Genomic DNA, 17,335 nt, shown 5'->3' on the forward strand with positions numbered 1-17,335 from the left:
GCGTAAAGATGGAAACTCTGAGCGCTATTATTGCCGGATTCAGTGCCATGTCGGTGTGGGAATACGTTGCTGTGGCATTATCCATGGCTTACTTGCTGTTGGCTATGAAAGAGAGCTTGTGGTGCTGGCCGGCGGCTTTCATTAGCACCTTAATCTATACCTTGATGTACTGGAACGGCGCTTTGTTAATGGAGTCGGCGCTACATTTTTACTATATGGGTATGGCGGTGTACGGTTGGTGGGCATGGCGCTATGGTCGTCAAAATAGCGCCCGCCAAGGCATTACTTCATACACCGTCCAGCGTCATGCAGTGGTAATCGCGGCGACGACGGTGGTCGCCCTCGTGGCAGGGTATATTATGGACAACTACACCCATGCTGATTACGCCTACCTTGATAGTTTAACCACCTGTTTTGCGGTGGTAACGACCTATTTGGTGGCACAAAAAGTGTTGGAAAACTGGCTATATTGGGTGGTTATTGATGCCGCGTCTATCTACTTATATGTTGCTAAAGGGTATTATCCGACAACGGTGCTATTTGTGTTTTACACGGTGATGGCGGTGGCCGGCTATCTGCGCTGGCGGGCGCAATACCAGCATAAGAGCACCACAGGAACGGCCTATGCCTAAATCTGTTGCCTCAATTAATAGCCTAGTGCGGCGGTACAAACCCAGCACGCGCATTGAGCAAATTACCTATTTGCCACAAGGTGTGAGCAACGAAAACTATCGTGTTGATACCGCAGAGCAATCGTGGTTGGTTAAATTTTATGCTAAGCCATTACCCCATGAGGCAATTGCGGCTCAGCGCCGCTTAGCCACACAGGCTGCTTGTCCGGCGCCTTTGTATGTAGATGAAGCGCATCAAGGGGCTATTTTTCATTATGCACCGGGTAAGGTGCCAGAGCAGTTTGATGTCAGCCAAGCTGTGAAGTGTTTACAGCTCATCCACGCCCAACCATGCAGCGGGCCATACCTTGATTTGCATGCCGAGCTCAAGCGCTATGAGCATCAGCCTTTTTACCAAGCATATGCGCAGGCGCTGCATCAGGTTGTCACTGATACTCAAATGCAATCTGAAGATATGCGCTTTTGTCACAATGACTTAATTCGGCAAAACATTATTAGTTACTTAGGATGTTGGCAGTGCATTGATTTTGAATATGCTCAGCCCGGCGACCGATACTTTGATCTCGCCATGCTGAGCATTAGTTTCTCTCTGACTGAGGCGCAACAGCACGCGTTGCTAAGTGAGTACTTTGGCAGTGAGCAACGCATCGACTGGGTTAAGTTTACGGCTATGCAGAAGTTAGTCGCGGCGCTGAATTATTTTTGGTATCGAGCGAATAACACTGCGCATCGAGTGGATGAAGCCAAACTACAACTCGATGAGATTCTAAATGCCACCTAGGCGCTGCGCCAACTCCTTATATCTTTCCACGTCGCTTTTATCGAACATTGGGTCACCGTTATCATCTTGGCTTTTGGCAATGAGCAAATGCTCACGGGCAAGGCGTTTTACGCGTTCAATTTTTACACCAAGGTATTCGGCAACTTGTTCTGCAGTCATCAAGTTCATAGGGGCTCCAAACAGCATATAAATAGTAGTGTACATACGGTGAAACAGACGCTGTTCTTCTCAATAGCTGTGCGCTTTTATAGCGGCAGCAAGCCAACAATACTGAAATAAAAAGATGATGATATCTCAGCCCACTTACAGCTTGTTGAGGGAAGTTAACAGCAAATTTGCAACACAGTAGATATAAGTAAAGTTCAAGATAGCAGGATTGCCAGAGAAAATAACGCAAAAGTATGAGTCAAATGTAAATACCTTGAATGCCAAGGCGAAATTGCATCATGAATGAGTGAACTTTAATCGTATTGCTCGGTGCTGAGTGACAGCTGCTGAAAATATCGCCATATGATCGGCTAGGGCTAGTATTTACCTTGTGATGCCTTTACTATAAGCGCTGTCTGAACACATAGACACTGCGCTCTCGTGGTGAAATGGATATCACGTGGCCCTCCGGAGGCCAAGTTCTAGGTTCGATCCCTAGCGAGAGCGCCATTTCTTTCTGTTAATATTACCGCCGTTAAATCAATCACCATCTCTCTCTCATATTGAGCATGTCATTTTTATTTTGTGAGTGACAGTTATGAGCTATCAGCCTATGCCATGCAGTTAATATCATGCATTAGAACAACTTTGCATGGCGCTGCGCTAAGTCCACGTGCAGCAATATTCGCATGAGTCGTTCATCGCTTTAGTGCACCTAGATATCATCAAAGCGATTAACGCGCTTTAAAGACGCTTAACAATCGCTTGCCTAAGGTATAAATCACTTGCTTAGTGTGGATGGGAATAATCACAAATAGTCCTATGCCAGCATGAAAGTCAGGATTCATTTTGCAGTAAAAGGCAATCTCTTTTTTATCACTGGCTTGAAAGGCCGCAAGCTCCGAGATGCTGTAGTTACTTGTACGGTTCACCGGCTTTAAACAACGAAGAGAGCCGCCAGGGCTTACCATTCCCTCTGCGTTAAAGTGCTCAAACAGCGCGTTGGGACTGCTGCAATCTGGGTGTGGCCAGATAATTGCTACATGCTTGGCGATGGCCCGGTACATCGCTGGACTGAGCATTGTATCGGCATAATACACAGTGCACCAAGGACGTGTAAGCCAGTAGCGAATACTGTGATACAGGGAAAAGGAGAAGGTATTGCCACCGTTTCTATATTGTGGGTAAAAAGCTGCAGAGGCTCGTATTACCGTGCTTTTGCCGTGCTGTGTGAAGGTTAACAGGCAATAGCCAACTAGCGTGCTATGGTCAAAATAAAGCCTGAGCATACGCTGACATGCCTTGGGGTCATCAAAATAGTATTGCATGTACTCATCAGGGCTGACCCCGGCAAAGCTAGCGGCGATCACTTCTTTAAGCGCTAGCCGCTGCGCGGTGCTAAGCCACTGGGTCTGCTGATCTAAATCGCGTATTTTTAAGCTCATACGTTGGCTACATCCGTGTGTGAAGGGGTAACGTGGCAAGCTAAGCAGACCACGTAGGTAGGCTTTTTATAGCCATTTTTTCATACGAAAATACAAAGCGACGGCGGCGGTTAATATCACTAGAGCGAGAACAAACAACGGGAATGCCGCTGCTGATTCCGTTCCAGGAATTCCGCCAATATTGACGCCCAGTAAACCGGTAAGAAAGCCCAGGGGTAAAAACAGCGCTGCTACCACTGACATCACATACATACGCTTATTAAGTTGGTCGGATACTTGGCTGGCGACCTCTTGTTGGATTATCTGGGCCCGCTCAATATTCAAATCAAGTTCTTCTAAGTAGCGCAGCAGATGGTTAATGGTTTCATTGATGCGCGGCGTATCACTGTCAGCCAACCAACTTGGCTGTTGACTCACAAGCGCGCGCAGAGCCTCCTTTTGTGGTCTGATATAGCGCTTTAAGCCGATAGTTTGGCGGCGCACCTGTGATAGCGCATTGTGATCATGTGCTCGTTGGCTATCAACATCTTCTTCAAATTGGTCAAGTTTATCTTCGAGTTCATCTATCACACCTTGCATTCGCGAGGTTAAATTTTCGCACAATTGGCATACCAGTGCTGAGGTGGTACTCGGCCCTTTGCCTTTACGTAAAGATTCAGCAAGGGCATTCACCGACAGCAGGCGGCGGTGGCGCGTAGAGACGATAAGTTGTTCGCTAACGAACACGCGAATCGATACCATATCATCAGGACTATCTGCCGGGTTAAGATTGACGCCACGCAAAAACAATAAATGGCCACTGTCATCGCTGACAATACGAGGGCGTGTTTCATCGGCAATAAGGGCATCATGTGCAAATTCACTTAATGGTACCGCTGCCAAGTATTGCTCAATATCATCTTGGCAGTAATCAAGATGTAGCCACAGCACACCATCACTGGGCTTCCACTGCTTAATCGCTGATTTTTCAGTTAATTGTTCAGCGCCGCCTTGAGCGTCTAACACTAAGGCATGAATCAAAGCTGACATAACACCTTCACTTTCAATACAGAATGTTTCTTCTATCCTTGTCTATTATCGCTACAAGATCAATGAATAGTCTTTATCGACGCGAGTAATTTAATTCACTGTTCTTTATCGATAATTACCGTATAAAGCGGCTTTTACTATTGCGCTCCTCGCCGTTGGAGCATACGAGTGACTTCGCATATGACAAATAAAATAACAGTAGGCTGGCGTGAGTGGCTAGCCCTGCCTGAGCTGGGGATTGATAAAATCAAGGCTAAGGTCGATACCGGTGCCCGTACTTCATGTATTCATGCTTTTCGAGTTGAAGAGTTTATACAAGATGAGCAGGTCTGGGTGCGGTTTTGGGTTCACCCCATTCAAGACGACAACGACACAGAGATACAGTGCCAAGCGAAGGTGATAGATCAGCGCACCGTTACTGACTCTGGTGGGCATCAGGAGCAGCGTTATGTCATACAAACGCAGTTACTTATTGGCGGCCAACAATGGCCTATTGAAGCAACACTCACAAATAGAGACACCATGAAATTTCGTATGCTATTGGGGCGTACAGCCATGGCAGGGCGTATTGTTGTAGACCCTGAATTGTCACACCAAACACAATTATAAGGTTTATTATGAAAATCGGCATTTTATCACGTAACAAGTCGTTGTATTCCACTCGCCGTTTAATTGAGGCGGCGCAGCAGCGTGGCCATGAAGTGCAGGTATTGGATGCTTTACGCTGTTACATGAATATCAACTCGCAAGAGCCGGAAGTACACTATAAAGGTCAAAAACTAGAGGACTTCAACGCCATTATTCCGCGCATCGGGGCTTCTGTTACGTTTTATGGCTGTTCAGTGTTACGGCAATTCGAGATGATGGGGGTGTACCCTGTGAATGAATCCGTTGCCATCACCCGCTCGCGCGATAAATTGCGTTCTTTACAGCTACTATCACGCAAGGGAGTGGGCATGCCGGTAACCGGTTTTGCATCCAAACCCGATGATGTCAAAGACTTGCTGGAGATGGTGGGTGGAGCCCCGGTTGTTATCAAGCTGCTAGAGGGGACCCAAGGGATTGGGGTAGTGCTTGCTGAAACACGTAAGGCGGCCGAGAGTGTGATTGAGGCTTTTATGGGCCTGAAAGCACACATCATGGTGCAGGAATATATCAAAGAAGCGGGCGGGGCTGATATTCGTTGCTTTGTCATTGGCGATCGCGTTATTGCGGCGATGAAGCGCCAAGCCCAAGAAGGTGAATTTCGCTCCAATTTACACCGTGGCGGCAGTGCCAGCTTGGTACGGATTACTCCAGAAGAGCGTAAAACAGCAGTGGCCGCCGCTAAAGCAATGGGGTTAAATGTAGCTGGGGTTGACTTATTGCGCTCTGAGCGTGGCCCTTTAGTGATGGAAGTTAACTCTTCACCAGGACTCGAAGGAATTGAGTTGGCGACAGGAAAAGATATTGCTGGCATGATTATTCAATTTATAGAAAAGAATGCTAAAGAAAAGAGGACCAGAACCCGTGGCAAGGGCTAAAAAGAATCAGACATTTACGCTGTTAGGTGAGCAAGTCGCACCTGGGCAGCGGCGCACCTTTGAGCTTGAAGCGGCCAAGCTATATACCCATTCACCACTGACCATTAATCTTGAGGTGGTCAACGGGGTAGAAAGTGGTCCGGTATTGCTGGTGTGTGCAGCAATTCACGGTGATGAGCTCAACGGTGTTGAAATCGTGCGACAAACCCTAGCAAAGGTTGATGCCACGCAACTGCGTGGCACCTTAATTGCTGTGCCTGTTGTCAATGTGTTTGGTTTTATCCATAAATCTCGCTACCTTCCCGATAGGCGCGATCTCAATCGCTGCTTTCCAGGCTCGCAGCGAGGATCTGTGGCGGGGCGTATGGCGAATACGTTTTTTAACGAAGTGGCGATGCATTGCAGCCATATCATTGATTTGCATACAGGTGCCATCCACCGCACCAATTTACCGCAGATCCGAGCCGATTTAAGCAATGAGGAAACGGCTAAAATAGCCAATGCCTTTGGTACGCCAGCGGTGATCAATGCCTCGCTACGAAACGGCTCACTGCGTAGTGAAGCGGCAGAGCTTGGGATCCCGGTGATCACGTACGAAGCTGGAGAGGCCTTACGTTTCGATCCCATCGCTATTGCTGCGGGTGTGCAAGGGGTGGAAAACGTCATGCGTAAACTCAGGATGCTACGAGGTAAGCGGGTTCGCAAGCAGGCAGAGCCGGTTATCGCCAGTTCTACCAGTTGGATCCGCGCCGAAACAGATGGCATTATCCGCGCTCAAGTATCCCTTGGCGAGCGCGTGAGTAAAGGCCAAGTGTTGGCTTATATCAATAGCCCGCTAGGGGATAGTGAATGTGCGATTTTAGCGCCGCGCAGTGGCATTGTGATTGGACAGCAAACCATGCCTTTGGTGAACGAGGGCGATGCTATTTTTCATCTTGCTTATTTTGCCCATGCCAACTCGTTGGTTGAGCAACAGCTAGAGACATTTATTGATGAAATCAGTGACATGGATGATGAGTTAAAAACACCTGAACTTAACAATGAATAACAGGCGCAATTGCGCCTGTTGGCATTTGCTTTAAGATTTATTTTTAGGCGCCAGTATGCGCCGTGTAGGCTTGGTTTTTTGTGGCGGTTTGTTCAGTACCATCACTGGTCGGGTTACAAATAAATTGTTGGGATAGAGAACACGATGACCCTCTAGGTGCTCTAAAACCACGTTCATCAACCCCATTTCAATAATCCGTCCTTCTATGAAGTTGGCGCCATCAATCACCTTGACCCAGTTGCCGACCCGGCAATCATTTTGTACAAACATCAGCAAAAACGATGTCAGGTTTGAAAGCAAAGACCAACCCGCAAACATCGCGACGCCAAGCATTGCAAACAGGCTTGAGCCGACCACTAATAGCCCGCGTAACTCGATGCCCCAGAACACCAACAGGATGCACAGCAGGACAAAAGCAAGCAGCACCTTGAGTAACAATTGCGCGCGTTGTTTGCGATGAGGGTCGACTCGACCCCGGATCGTTTTGTTAAAAATTTTTAGCTGCAAGCGCACCAATAAAGGGAAAAGCAGCAGCACCACAAGGGTAACCAGCCACTTATAATGTTGAGTAAGAAGATCAACCAGCGCCACAGATATGTTCCTTATAAAAACAAGTTGTTAAAGCCGCTATATAGCATGGAAACAGACATCAGCAAAGTGTATTTAGAAGGATTTCTTCACGGTCACCAACCATTGCACGGGGTCGACATCATCCGGGCGGTTGATAGCTCTGGCGACATCGATATGAATAACCGTTCCGGCGTTGGCGCGACTTGGTGCTAAGCGTAAACCAACCCCATAGTTGTGGCGAAAGTGAGTGTCATTGGCGGGATTGCTGTTGGTAAACCAGGCTTGTCCTGCGTCATAAAAAGCAGCCCCACCGACGCGAAATAGCTGCCATAGGTTATATTCCCAATAATAGCGCTTCTCAATGCTAAGCAGTGCTCGCCGATCCCCTTGCTGATAATGCTGTGGGTATCCGCGCAGCCCGGAATCGCCACCTAGTGTAAGCTGGCGGTCCAAGGTTAACCCTTCAGCGCCATCTATACGCGCCTTTACATACCACGATTGAGCATCATCACTATTAAAGAAATACTCAGCTTGGGTGCCAAAAAATAGATTCTCAGCAGTGAACCCATCTTCGCGTAGCTGACCTTGTACATCCACCGACCAACGCCACAGACTCTGCTGATTAACGTAGTGGCTACGCTGCACACGAAAGTCGAGTATCAAACGGTTAGTATCGCCACCCAGAGATTCGCCTGAGTAACCTAAAGTAGTATCGATTTGCCAGCCTAGGTTCAAATCTTCGGTGCGCGTGATAGAGTCGATATTGTGTACTTTTACATAATCGTCTTGTAACCAGCTGACTCGCAAATAGGGATAGGAAAGTGTACGCTCTTCGGCAAGAGGTAATACGGTTTCATCTATCGCATCAAACCGGTCTTTTTGGTAGCGATAACCGACGATGGTACGCTGCGTCCAATTCGGGGCTGGTGAGCTTGAAACCCCATAAAAAAGATGGCTAGAAGAGGTATGTTGTGAGAACCCACTGATCTCTTCACCGCGATCATAGAGCTTCTCCTGACGGCGGTTACTGCCATTGGCCACCCCATAACTGTGTTTTGTAGACAGCGCATAAAAAGGGTAGGTGACCGACAGCCAATGGCGCTTACCGTCACTGTTATCTGCATACTCAAGACGACCGCGATAACGACTACCAAGAATATTCGGATCGTCATAGGTAAATTCGTAACCACTGCGCTCTTCATCATTGGTGCGTACTAAGGATACGCGCTTACCCCAACCAAGGAAGTTACTGTCACGAAAACCAAACGTAGAGCGGTTCTCACCGCCGCTGCGGCTAAAGCTAATCTCTGGCAACAAAGTCCAGAGCTCACGGGTTTCGACTTTCACATCCACAAACTCGTCGCACCGTGTTTGCGCACTGATCCGAGCGTCATATAAATAGCCTTGTTGACGCAGCAAACGTTCTGACTCGCGTAATTGTCGCGGGCTGTAGCGATCGCCTGGTTGGAACAACAAGATATTCTCTAACACTTGCTGTTCAGTCATCACATGCATGTCGTTGGCAAGGCGAAACAGCCAGTTATTTTCGTCGTCTAATTCGGTGTTGAAGATGTTTTGCTGGCTAAAGCTAATGTTTCCAATCCGGCGGCTAGGATTGGCATCTGGAAGGGGAGCTTTGTCCTCGAGTTGCCGCGATAGTAAGTGGTTACTTTGCACTTGGGACTGTTCATTCTTGCACTTTTCCTGCTGCGCGGGAACAGCACTGGAAAAGGCGGCTAGGGTACTCAGTAGAACGAATAGTCGATTCATTTAACTCACTTTTTTCCATATCGTGAATTAAAGTGTATCGCACATTTATTAACTTGCGCTTAAATAATTTCCTAACTCGGTTAACTTACCTTGCGCCTCAACCCCTGTAGCGCTGATCCAAATATTATCGCCATAATGTTCAAAATGCAGCTCAAAAGGAAGCTGTTCAAAGCTAAAGCGCAGCATGTGCCTGTCTACACCTTGTTCAAACTCACCAATATCAATGGCGTCATGATGCAGGAAAATACGGCCCCAAAAATCAAATTCATCGGCGCTGGGCATCACATCTGGAGTAATGATAATAACGTGGTGTTGGCTATCTATAGCGAGTTGGGTCACAGTTAAGCTCTTATATAGTGTTGGCGATTATTCGGGCGACAGATGATTACGAATTAAAGTCATAAAGGCACTGCCGTATTTACTGAGTTTAGTGAAACCCACACCCGATACTTTTAAAAACTCGGTGTCATTGGTAGGCATAAGTTGCGCCATTTCCGCTAAGGTTCGGTCATTGAATACCACATACGGCGGCACATCATCATCATCCGCTAGTTGCTTGCGCAAGGCGCGCAGTTTAGCAAACAGCTTTTTATCGTAATTGAACTGGGCCAGCTTATCTTGATAAACGTGCTTGGCTTGTAAACGTGGTTCAGCAAGTTGTAACTGATATTCGCCCTTGAGCACCGGTCTGGCTGCTTCGGTAAGGTGTAGTACCGAACCTTGGGTAATATCTTGATGCAGTAAGCCCTGATGAATGAGCTGGCGCAAAATACTGAGCCAATATTCGCTGCTGTGCTCCTTGCCTATGCCGTAGGTGCTTAAGGTGTGATGATTGAGATCCCGGATACGCTGAGTGTTGGCGCCACGCAGTAACTCGACGATATAGCCCAGTCCGAATTTTTGTCCGGCGCGATACACACAGGATAGCGCCTGTTGCGCCACCACGGTGCCATCAAAACGCTGCGGTGGATTTAAGCAGATATCGCAGTTACCGCATGCCTCGCGCTGGTATTCACTAAAATAATTAAGCAGTATTTGTCGTCGGCAGGTTTGCGCTTGGGCAAAACTGGCCATGGCATTGAAACGTTGCTCTTCGACGCGGCGGCGCTGCTCATCGTCAATGTCTTCAAAAAAACGCCTAACTCGAGGGACATCCGCCGGGTCAAAATACATAATGGCTTCTGCGGCCAAACCATCCCGTCCGGCTCGGCCAGTTTCTTGATAATAAGACTCGATGTTTTTAGGAATATCATAGTGCACCACAAAGCGTACATTGAGTTTGTTGATGCCCATGCCGAAGGCCACGGTGGCGACCACAATTTGAATATCGTCTTTGGCAAAAGCGTTGTGTACAAAGTGGCGCGATTCGTTACTCATGCCAGCGTGGTAACCGGCGACATTAAAACCTGCTTCACTGAGTTTTTGGGCCAAATCATCAACGCGCTTGCGGCTAGTACAGTAGATGATGCCGCTTTGCCCACTTTGGGTGCGCAAATAGCGCAGCAACTGAGTGAAAGGTTTAAACTTTTCTTCCAAGGTATAACGAATGTTTGGCCTATCGAAGCTGCCAATGTGGATATAGGGCGAGCGAAGCCCCAGTTGATTGACAATATCGACACGGGTAGCGCTGTCGGCGGTGGCGGTAAGAGCCATCATCGGTACATGGGCAAAGCGCTGTTTGAGTTCACTAAGGCGGAAGTAATGGGGACGAAAATCATGCCCCCAGTGAGACACACAGTGTGCCTCATCAACCGCAATCAGGCTGATATTTAAATAGCCAAGACGCTGCATAAACTCATATTGCAGCACTTTCTCCGGAGCAACATAGAGTAGTTTTATTTCGCCGTCATGGAGTTGCTGATAGATGAGCTGCTGCTGTTCACGAGTCAGAGAATTATTAATATAGGCCGCTTTGACCCCTTGGGCGTTGAGCTGGGTTACCTGGTCTTGCATCAAGGATATTAATGGTGAAATGACCAAGGTTAGCCCGGGTAATAACATTGCCGGCACTTGGTAGCATAACGACTTGCCACCGCCTGTCGGCATCAGCACTAAGGCATCCTGAGCGCCAAGCACGGCGTTGATCACCTGCTGTTGGCCCTCGCGAAATTGGCTGTAGCCGAACACGTCGCGCAGGATCTGCTCAGGCGTTTGTTCGGAAAATAATGCGGATACACTGCTCATGGCCGCCTATTCTAGAGTCTTTTATTATTCCTGTCTGCAACAGCCTTGCTCTTTGCTTAAAAATGCATCTTCAGATAGGCTATAACTCATCTTACCAGTTGAGAACAGACTATGGATAAAGCTCAAGCCCTGAATAAGCTAAGCCAGTTATTTGCGCAAATGCCGTTTAACCAGTTATTGGCAATGGAGATCAAGGATCTGGATGGCGAGTCGGCGAGCATCGAATTGCCATGGAGCGCGCAATTAATCGGTAATCCGCAACAGCAAATACTCCATGGCGGAGTTATTTCGTCGTTGTTAGACACCGTGGGTGGATTGCTTGCTGCGGCATCGGTGATTGATAAATTTGGCCCGGCAGAAATGCTCAGCGCACAATCCCGGCTGGCAACCTTAGGCACCATCGATTTGCGCACAGACTATTTACGCCCGGGCAAGGGTGAGCGTTTTATTGCTACGGCTATGTTGATTCGCTCGGGTAACAAGGTGTGTGTTTGTCGTATGGAGCTGCATAATGACCAAGGTGTGCAAATCGCTTATGGTACAGGCACTTATTTAGTCGGATAAACTAGCCCTTCAACAATGCGAGGCGTAGAATAGCGTTTTTACCGTTTGGGTTAGTGTTATGTTATCCGATGCTCAAGCCAAAAAAGGCATGCTATTCGCAGCCTTGGCGTTCACTATGTGGGGTGTTGCCCCGGTCTATTTCAAACAGTTGCTCGCTGTACCCGCTCTGGAAATCCTTGCCCATCGTGTGATTTGGTCGGTGCTATTTTTGCTGTTAGTGGTGGCAGTGTTGCGTCAGTGGCGTAACGTCCAAGTGATCATTAAGCAGCCAAAATACTTACTCATGTTGGTGGTGAGTGCCACCTTATTAGGGTTCAACTGGGGCTTGTTTATTTGGGCGGTGAACAATGACCACATGCTCGATGCCAGTCTTGGCTATTACATCAACCCGTTACTGAACGTATTGCTCGGTGTAACCTTTTTATCTGAGCGCTTGCGCAAGTGGCAGCTATTTGCGGTGGCTTTGGCGCTCACTGGGGTGGCCATTCAGCTGATCAGTTTCGGTTCGTTTCCGGTGGTGGCCTTTGCGTTGGCTGGCTCCTTTGCCACCTATGGTTTAATTCGTAAAAAGATGCCCGTTGAATCATTACCTGGGTTATTACTTGAAGCGGTTATCTTATTCCCGGTGGCACTGGCTTATTGGTACTTCTCAACGCCCACAGCAAGCTCCGATTTAATGGTCAATAGTTGGCAATTAAATACCTTGCTGGTTAGCGCCGGTATTGTGACCACCTTACCGCTATTGTGTTTCACCGCTGCTGCTAAGCGGTTGCAATACACCACTATCGGCTTTTTCCAATATATTGGCCCAAGCCTGATGTTTTTATTAGCCGTGGTCTTTTATGGCGAGGTATTTGATGCTGAGCGCATCGTTACCTTCGCCTGTATTTGGGCTGCATTGCTGGTGTTTAGTTGGGATTCATGGCGCTTTAGCCGCAACGCTCGCGCGCAGCAGCAAGGCACCGTCAATCGCGCCAGCTTGCGTTAATTTTTAAGCTCGCCCATGCCTGCTAATGGCTGGCATGGGCGTAAAGTGCGGTTTACTCGAGATCGTCGCTATCGATTTCTACTTCCACTTCAGGCGCGTCAAAGCTGCGTTTACGACCAAACAAGGTGAAAAAACGTGCCTTACTGGTCGTCAGTTTTAAGTACTTTATCCACGCTTTCTCGACCGGGTTGATGGGCGAGGATACGCCAGTCGTGGCAGCAACGAAGTGCGCTTGTGTGTCGTTAATGGGTTCAACCGTTTTTTCTTGCAAAGCTTTTAATAAGCGTCCATGTTCTTCTAAAATCTCCGATTCTAGTAGCGTAAAGTGGCCACTGCGGCTGAAACCGCGTGGGAACTTTTCATCGTTATAGAATTTGTGATCGCAAGCAAAGGCTTTGCGTAATTCGAACAATTGGTGCGCCGTCATAGCTAGCTCCTAATACAAGGGAAATCGGCTGGAGTATGGTACACAAGCGTTGTTTTTTTAAACAAAAAATTTTTATCGTGAGGATAAACACGAGTGGATATCGATTTACTGAAGACGTTCATTGAGGTCGCGCGTACTCGCCACTTTGGCCGCGCTGCAGAAAACCTATATATCACGCAGTCAGCGGTGAGCTTTCGAATTCGTCAGTTAGAGCAAAGCTTGGGCGTCAATCTATTTCTGCGCCAACGCAATAACATCCAGCTGACTGCTCCGGGGGAGCGTCTGTTACCTCACGCTAAGCTGATTGTCACCGGAGTACAGCGCGCCAAGCTGGATGTGGCGCTGGCAGATAACATGCGCCGTCAATTGGCACTCAGTGGCACAGCGAACATTTGGGATGCTTTTTTGCAATTTGGTATTGCCCATATTGTCTCGGCCATGCCGGGCATCTCCTTGGTCGCAGAAGTTAAAAATCAGCAGGAGAGCACCCGACTATTACTCGAACGCACCTTAGATATAGCGGTACTGTTCGATTTACCTAAGGTCGATGAGTTATGCGTTGAACCAATTTGCACTCTGGATATTATTCCGCTGTCGAGTTATGCCGATGCGACTGCTGAGTCTTTTTTTGATAACCAATATGTATTCGTTGATTGGGGGACGGCATTTTCGCTGTGGCATGCCCGCAACTTTGCCAATTCGGCACCGCCTTATTTTCGCACCAGTACAGGACGTATCGCCTTAGAGTTGATTTTACGTTGTGGCGGTAGTGCCTTTGTGCCAAGAGTGCAAGCGCAGCAATATCTGGAATCGGGAGAGCTCTTTTTAGTTGAAGGAGTGCCGCAGACCTCGCGAGAAGTGTTCGTCGCCTTTCATAAAGACAATGAACAAAAAGACTTAATTGAAAAGCTCCAACAGCAGCTACAATTGATCGGTGAAGAACTCACATAAACATCATTATTAAAGCGTTGAATGTGAAGCTTAAATGTCACCTTGGTGACACTTTATTGAACTTTAAATGTCATTTGTCATATTTCTGTAATTTAATACTGGCAGACTGCAGGCGTTTTAATTATGTGTTGCGATTTTTAACTGAGGAAACGACTATGAGATTTGCTCCTTCTGCACTAGTGCTCGCTGTGGCGGCTGGATTGCCTTTTTACGCATCGGCTGATGTCAATATTTACGGTAAAGCGAATGTAACAGTGCAATCATCTGATGAGGGTGAGGGATCATTCACTGAAATCAAAAGTAATGCGTCTCGCCTTGGCTTTAAAGGCTCAGAGGGGATTGCTGATGGCTTGGACGTAGTTTATAAACTTGAGTTTCAGGTTGATTTGTCTGATGCTGATTCAAAAGGCGATAAAGACAACATCACTGCACGTAACCAATACGTCGGTCTTAAAGGTAACTTTGGCCAAATCGTGATTGGTCGTAACGATACCGCGCTAAAGCAATCGCAAGGTAAAGTTGACTTGTTCAGTGACCTTGAAGGCGATATTAAAAACGTATTCAAAGGTGAAAATCGCTTAGGTGACTCAGTTACATATACCTCGAATAGCCTCAATGGTTTTAAAGTTATTGCCAGTTATATCGCTGAAGACGATACTGATGCCGACAACGGCTATTCGGTTGCCTTGACTTATGGTGATAAAGGCCTGAAAAAATCCAACGTGTACGCCGCAATTGCCGCTGACAGTGAAGTAAAAGGCTACGATATTTTACGTGCTACTGTGGGCACTAAAGTCGCAGGAATTAAGCTCGGTGCCATGTACCAAACACAAGAGCCCGCAGCAGGTGGTGAAGACAGCGATGGCTTCTTAGTAAGTGCAGCATATGCGATTGATAAGACGGTATTAAAAGCGCAATACCAAACCATGGATTTTGCTGGCAACGACCGTAATGCGATGACCGCTGGCGTTGATTACAAGTTTAATAAGAGCACCAAGTTATTTGGCTTTTATACCAAATTTGATGACGATGCGAGCGCTGATGAAGACTATTTAGCTGTGGGCATGGAATACAAATTCTAAGCTTTTGCAGATGAAAAACCCGCCCACTTGGCGGGTTTTTTGTTGTCTAAACACAGCGAGTTAGCACACTTATAATGCTTTTATACAGGTATAGATCCATCAGGCCAGGGCGTAGGCAGAGCGATCGCCTAACCAGCGCCAACACAATGCCTTGGCTACCTCTGGGTGCTGTATTAGAAGCTGTTTGGCGAGCGGACGAAGGTTGTTGATTAAGGCTTTGTCACGCTCTAAATCCGCCACTTTAAAATCGGTCATGCCGGTTTGTTTTGTGCCTAATACTTCCCCTGGCCCACGAATTAGCAAATCGCGCTCGGCAATAACAAAACCATCGTTGCTATCACGTAACACTCCTAGGCGCTGCTGCGCAGTATGTGACAAAGGCGCATGATAGAGCAGTACACAATGGGAGGCTGCCGCGCCCCGGCCAACACGACCACGGAGCTGATGTAATTGCGCCAACCCTAAGCGCTCGGGGTTTTCTATGATAATTAGGCTGGCATTAGGGACATCAACACCCACTTCAATCACTGTCGTTGCCACCAGCACATCAAGTTCGCCGTCTTTAAACTCACTCATAACGCGTTGCTTTTCATCCGCCTTTAGACGACCATGAACTAGGCCAATACGCAGCTCAGGAAGGCGCTCACGAAGCTCTTCGGCGCTTAATTGCGCGGCTTGACACTGCAGCGCATCAGACTCATCAATCAGGGTACACACCCAGTAAACTTGTCTACCTTGCTCTTGTACCGCTTTGTGCACACGCGTTATGACATCGTCGCGTCGGCTGTCGGGAATAGCAACGGTGGTAACAGGCGTGCGCCCCGGGGGCAGCTCGTCGATAATCGATGTTTCCAAATCAGCGTAAGCGGTCATCGCTAAGGTGCGAGGGATGGGGGTGGCGGTCATCACCAATTGATGTGGGTAGCAATCGCCAAAGCGGCCTTTCTCACGCAGTGACAAGCGCTGGTGGACGCCAAAACGGTGTTGCTCATCAATTATGATCAACGCCAGATTATTGAATTGCACCTGATCTTGGAATAATGCGTGGGTGCCAATAATCATTTGCGCCTGGCCACTTTGAATATCGCTCAGGGCGTGCTCACGTGCTTTGCCTTTGGTTTTACCACCAAGCAGGGTGACTTGAATACCGCCCGGGGTAAACCAACGGCTGAAGTTTACAGCATGTTGCTCGGCGAGAATTTCTGTCGGCGCCATGAGCGCCACTTGGTAACCTTGGGCGATGGCACACAAGCTTGCCAGTGCTGCCACTAAGGTTTTTCCTGAGCCAACATCGCCTTGTACCAAGCGCATCATTGGATACGGCTGCTGCATATCCGTTTTGATCTCTGCCACTACGCGTTGCTGTGCTGACGTCGGCGTAAACCCTAAAGACGCTAAAAACGGCTGCTCTAAGGCATTATTTGGCGCCAAGGCTACGGCCTTATGTGCTTGCCCTTGTTGCCTTAGGGCCAACAAGCTGAGGTTATGGGCCAGTAACTCTTCAAATGCCAGACGTTGCTGCGCTGGATGTTCACCGAGCTCTAAAGCTTGGGTATCGCTATCAACCGGTGGTTGGTGAATAAAGCGAATGGCATCGGCGAGTGACCAACCTGCGGGACGATACTGCTGTGGCAGCAGCTCTTCTATCGGCGCGCGATTCAAGGCCTGCAGCGCTTGAAGCATCAGGTTGCGCAATGACAGTTGTTTTAGTCCGTCGGTGGTCGGATAAATAGCGCTTAAATGTGTTTGTGTAGGGAGGGCTTCGGGGCTGTCACTAATATTGTACTCAGGGTGCGCCATTTCCAGCCCGACTTTAGCGCGGCGCACTTCACCAAAACAGCGGATCACTTTGCCCTCTTGCATGGCGTTTTTTTGCGCCGCAGAGAAGTTAAAGAACCTGAGTGTCATGCGTCCACTGCCATCATTAATATGGCACACCAACATCCGCCGGCGACCAAAGGTAATGTTGGCGGATTCAATGGTGGCCTGCACACACACATGGGTATGGGGCAGAAGCTCGCAGATGGGAACAACGCGGGTGCGGTCTTCATAGCGCAGCGGCAAATGAAATAGCATGTCTTGCACGCTACGAATGCCAAGCTTGGCAAGGCGCTCGGCCATTTTTGGGCCAACGCCTTTGAGCTCGTTAATGGGGTAGGTGTTCAGGCTTGGCAAATGGCATGTCCTTCAAACA

Annotated in this window: 18 protein-coding genes and 1 tRNA gene; 10 read left to right on the plus strand and 9 right to left on the minus strand. The window is 48.2% G+C overall.

Annotated elements, in window-relative coordinates:
- The first annotated feature begins 8 nt into the window (after positions 1-8).
- Together pnuC and MHM93_RS04570 are read left to right on the plus strand one after the other, a co-directional pair.
- A complete protein-coding gene (gene pnuC / locus MHM93_RS04565) occupies positions 9-632 on the plus strand; it encodes a nicotinamide riboside transporter PnuC (protein WP_022943451.1) in 624 nt (207 codons plus the stop codon).
- The gene (locus MHM93_RS04570; protein WP_239448188.1) at positions 625-1,413 is read left to right on the plus strand and encodes a phosphotransferase; all 789 of its coding nucleotides are present in this window, start codon (positions 625-627) and stop codon (positions 1,411-1,413) included. Before pnuC ends, MHM93_RS04570 begins: the two co-directional genes overlap by 8 nt.
- Here MHM93_RS04570 and MHM93_RS04575 read toward each other — a convergent pair.
- Positions 1,399-1,581 carry a helix-turn-helix domain-containing protein gene (locus MHM93_RS04575; protein WP_022943453.1) on the minus strand — a complete coding sequence of 61 codons (183 nt, stop codon included), beginning with the start codon at positions 1,579-1,581 and terminating at the stop codon, positions 1,399-1,401. The genes MHM93_RS04570 and MHM93_RS04575 overlap by 15 nt on opposite strands.
- A gap of 414 nt (positions 1,582-1,995) precedes the next feature.
- Between MHM93_RS04575 and MHM93_RS04580 the strand changes: the two genes are divergently transcribed.
- Positions 1,996-2,070: transfer RNA gene (locus tag MHM93_RS04580), tRNA-Arg, on the plus strand.
- Between the two features lie 224 nt (positions 2,071-2,294).
- On the opposite strand, the gene MHM93_RS04585 is transcribed toward MHM93_RS04580, so the two are convergent.
- Together MHM93_RS04585 and zntB are read right to left on the minus strand one after the other, a co-directional pair.
- A complete protein-coding gene (locus tag MHM93_RS04585) occupies positions 2,295-3,005 on the minus strand; it encodes a hypothetical protein (protein ID WP_239448189.1) in 711 nt (236 codons plus the stop codon).
- Positions 3,006-3,071: 66 nt separating this feature from the next.
- Positions 3,072-4,034, minus strand: a complete 963-nt coding sequence (gene zntB / locus MHM93_RS04590; protein WP_022943456.1) for a zinc transporter ZntB — start codon at positions 4,032-4,034, stop codon at positions 3,072-3,074.
- Positions 4,035-4,214: 180 nt separating this feature from the next.
- Here zntB and MHM93_RS04595 point away from each other — a divergent pair, with 180 nt between their 5' ends.
- The 3 genes from MHM93_RS04595 to MHM93_RS04605 are packed head-to-tail and all read left to right on the plus strand — an operon-like array spanning position 4,215 to position 6,605.
- Complete coding sequence (locus MHM93_RS04595; RefSeq protein ID WP_045979319.1) at positions 4,215-4,643, plus strand: ATP-dependent zinc protease; 429 nt, start codon at positions 4,215-4,217, stop codon at positions 4,641-4,643.
- Positions 4,644-4,651: 8 nt separating this feature from the next.
- Complete coding sequence (gene rimK / locus MHM93_RS04600; protein ID WP_045979320.1) at positions 4,652-5,557, plus strand: 30S ribosomal protein S6--L-glutamate ligase; 906 nt, start codon at positions 4,652-4,654, stop codon at positions 5,555-5,557.
- Positions 5,544-6,605, plus strand: a complete 1,062-nt coding sequence (locus tag MHM93_RS04605) for a succinylglutamate desuccinylase/aspartoacylase family protein (protein ID WP_239448190.1) — start codon at positions 5,544-5,546, stop codon at positions 6,603-6,605. The genes rimK and MHM93_RS04605 overlap by 14 nt, the downstream gene beginning before the upstream one ends.
- 30 nt (positions 6,606-6,635) lie before the next feature.
- Here the strand turns inward: MHM93_RS04605 and MHM93_RS04610 are convergent, their stop codons facing one another.
- The 4 genes from MHM93_RS04610 to recQ form a co-directional block, all read right to left on the minus strand.
- Positions 6,636-7,196 carry a mechanosensitive ion channel domain-containing protein gene (locus tag MHM93_RS04610; protein ID WP_053909719.1) on the minus strand — a complete coding sequence of 187 codons (561 nt, stop codon included), beginning with the start codon at positions 7,194-7,196 and terminating at the stop codon, positions 6,636-6,638.
- Between the two features lie 72 nt (positions 7,197-7,268).
- A complete protein-coding gene (locus tag MHM93_RS04615) occupies positions 7,269-8,945 on the minus strand; it encodes a POTRA domain-containing protein (protein WP_239448191.1) in 1,677 nt (558 codons plus the stop codon).
- 48 nt (positions 8,946-8,993) lie between these two features.
- Positions 8,994-9,284 carry a DUF3630 family protein gene (locus MHM93_RS04620; RefSeq protein WP_239448192.1) on the minus strand — a complete coding sequence of 97 codons (291 nt, stop codon included), beginning with the start codon at positions 9,282-9,284 and terminating at the stop codon, positions 8,994-8,996.
- A 27-nt stretch (positions 9,285-9,311) separates the two neighbouring features.
- Positions 9,312-11,129, minus strand: a complete 1,818-nt coding sequence (recQ, locus tag MHM93_RS04625; RefSeq protein WP_022943463.1) for a DNA helicase RecQ — start codon at positions 11,127-11,129, stop codon at positions 9,312-9,314.
- A 111-nt stretch (positions 11,130-11,240) separates the two neighbouring features.
- Between recQ and MHM93_RS04630 the strand changes: the two genes are divergently transcribed.
- Positions 11,241-11,693, plus strand: coding sequence for a thioesterase family protein (locus MHM93_RS04630; RefSeq protein ID WP_239448193.1), 453 nt, complete (start codon positions 11,241-11,243; stop codon positions 11,691-11,693).
- 58 nt (positions 11,694-11,751) lie between these two features.
- The gene (gene rarD, locus MHM93_RS04635; RefSeq protein ID WP_239448194.1) at positions 11,752-12,681 is read left to right on the plus strand and encodes an EamA family transporter RarD; all 930 of its coding nucleotides are present in this window, start codon (positions 11,752-11,754) and stop codon (positions 12,679-12,681) included.
- A gap of 52 nt (positions 12,682-12,733) precedes the next feature.
- Here rarD and MHM93_RS04640 read toward each other — a convergent pair whose 3' ends face one another.
- Entirely contained in the window at positions 12,734-13,108 is a 375-nt protein-coding gene (locus MHM93_RS04640) for a DUF413 domain-containing protein (RefSeq protein WP_239448195.1), read from the minus strand.
- 93 nt (positions 13,109-13,201) lie between these two features.
- Between MHM93_RS04640 and MHM93_RS04645 the strand changes: the two genes are divergently transcribed.
- The gene (locus MHM93_RS04645) at positions 13,202-14,059 is read left to right on the plus strand and encodes a LysR family transcriptional regulator (protein WP_022943467.1); all 858 of its coding nucleotides are present in this window, start codon (positions 13,202-13,204) and stop codon (positions 14,057-14,059) included.
- Positions 14,060-14,214: 155 nt separating this feature from the next.
- Positions 14,215-15,141, plus strand: a complete 927-nt coding sequence (locus MHM93_RS04650; protein ID WP_022943468.1) for a porin — start codon at positions 14,215-14,217, stop codon at positions 15,139-15,141.
- 99 nt (positions 15,142-15,240) lie between these two features.
- Here the strand turns inward: MHM93_RS04650 and recG are convergent, their stop codons facing one another.
- The gene (gene recG, locus MHM93_RS04655) at positions 15,241-17,316 is read right to left on the minus strand and encodes an ATP-dependent DNA helicase RecG (RefSeq protein WP_275444106.1); all 2,076 of its coding nucleotides are present in this window, start codon (positions 17,314-17,316) and stop codon (positions 15,241-15,243) included.
- Between the last annotated feature and the right edge of the window lie 19 nt (positions 17,317-17,335).

The organism is Pseudoalteromonas sp. MM17-2, assembly GCF_022347945.1.
Taxonomy (GTDB): domain Bacteria; phylum Pseudomonadota; class Gammaproteobacteria; order Enterobacterales; family Alteromonadaceae; genus Pseudoalteromonas; species Pseudoalteromonas ruthenica.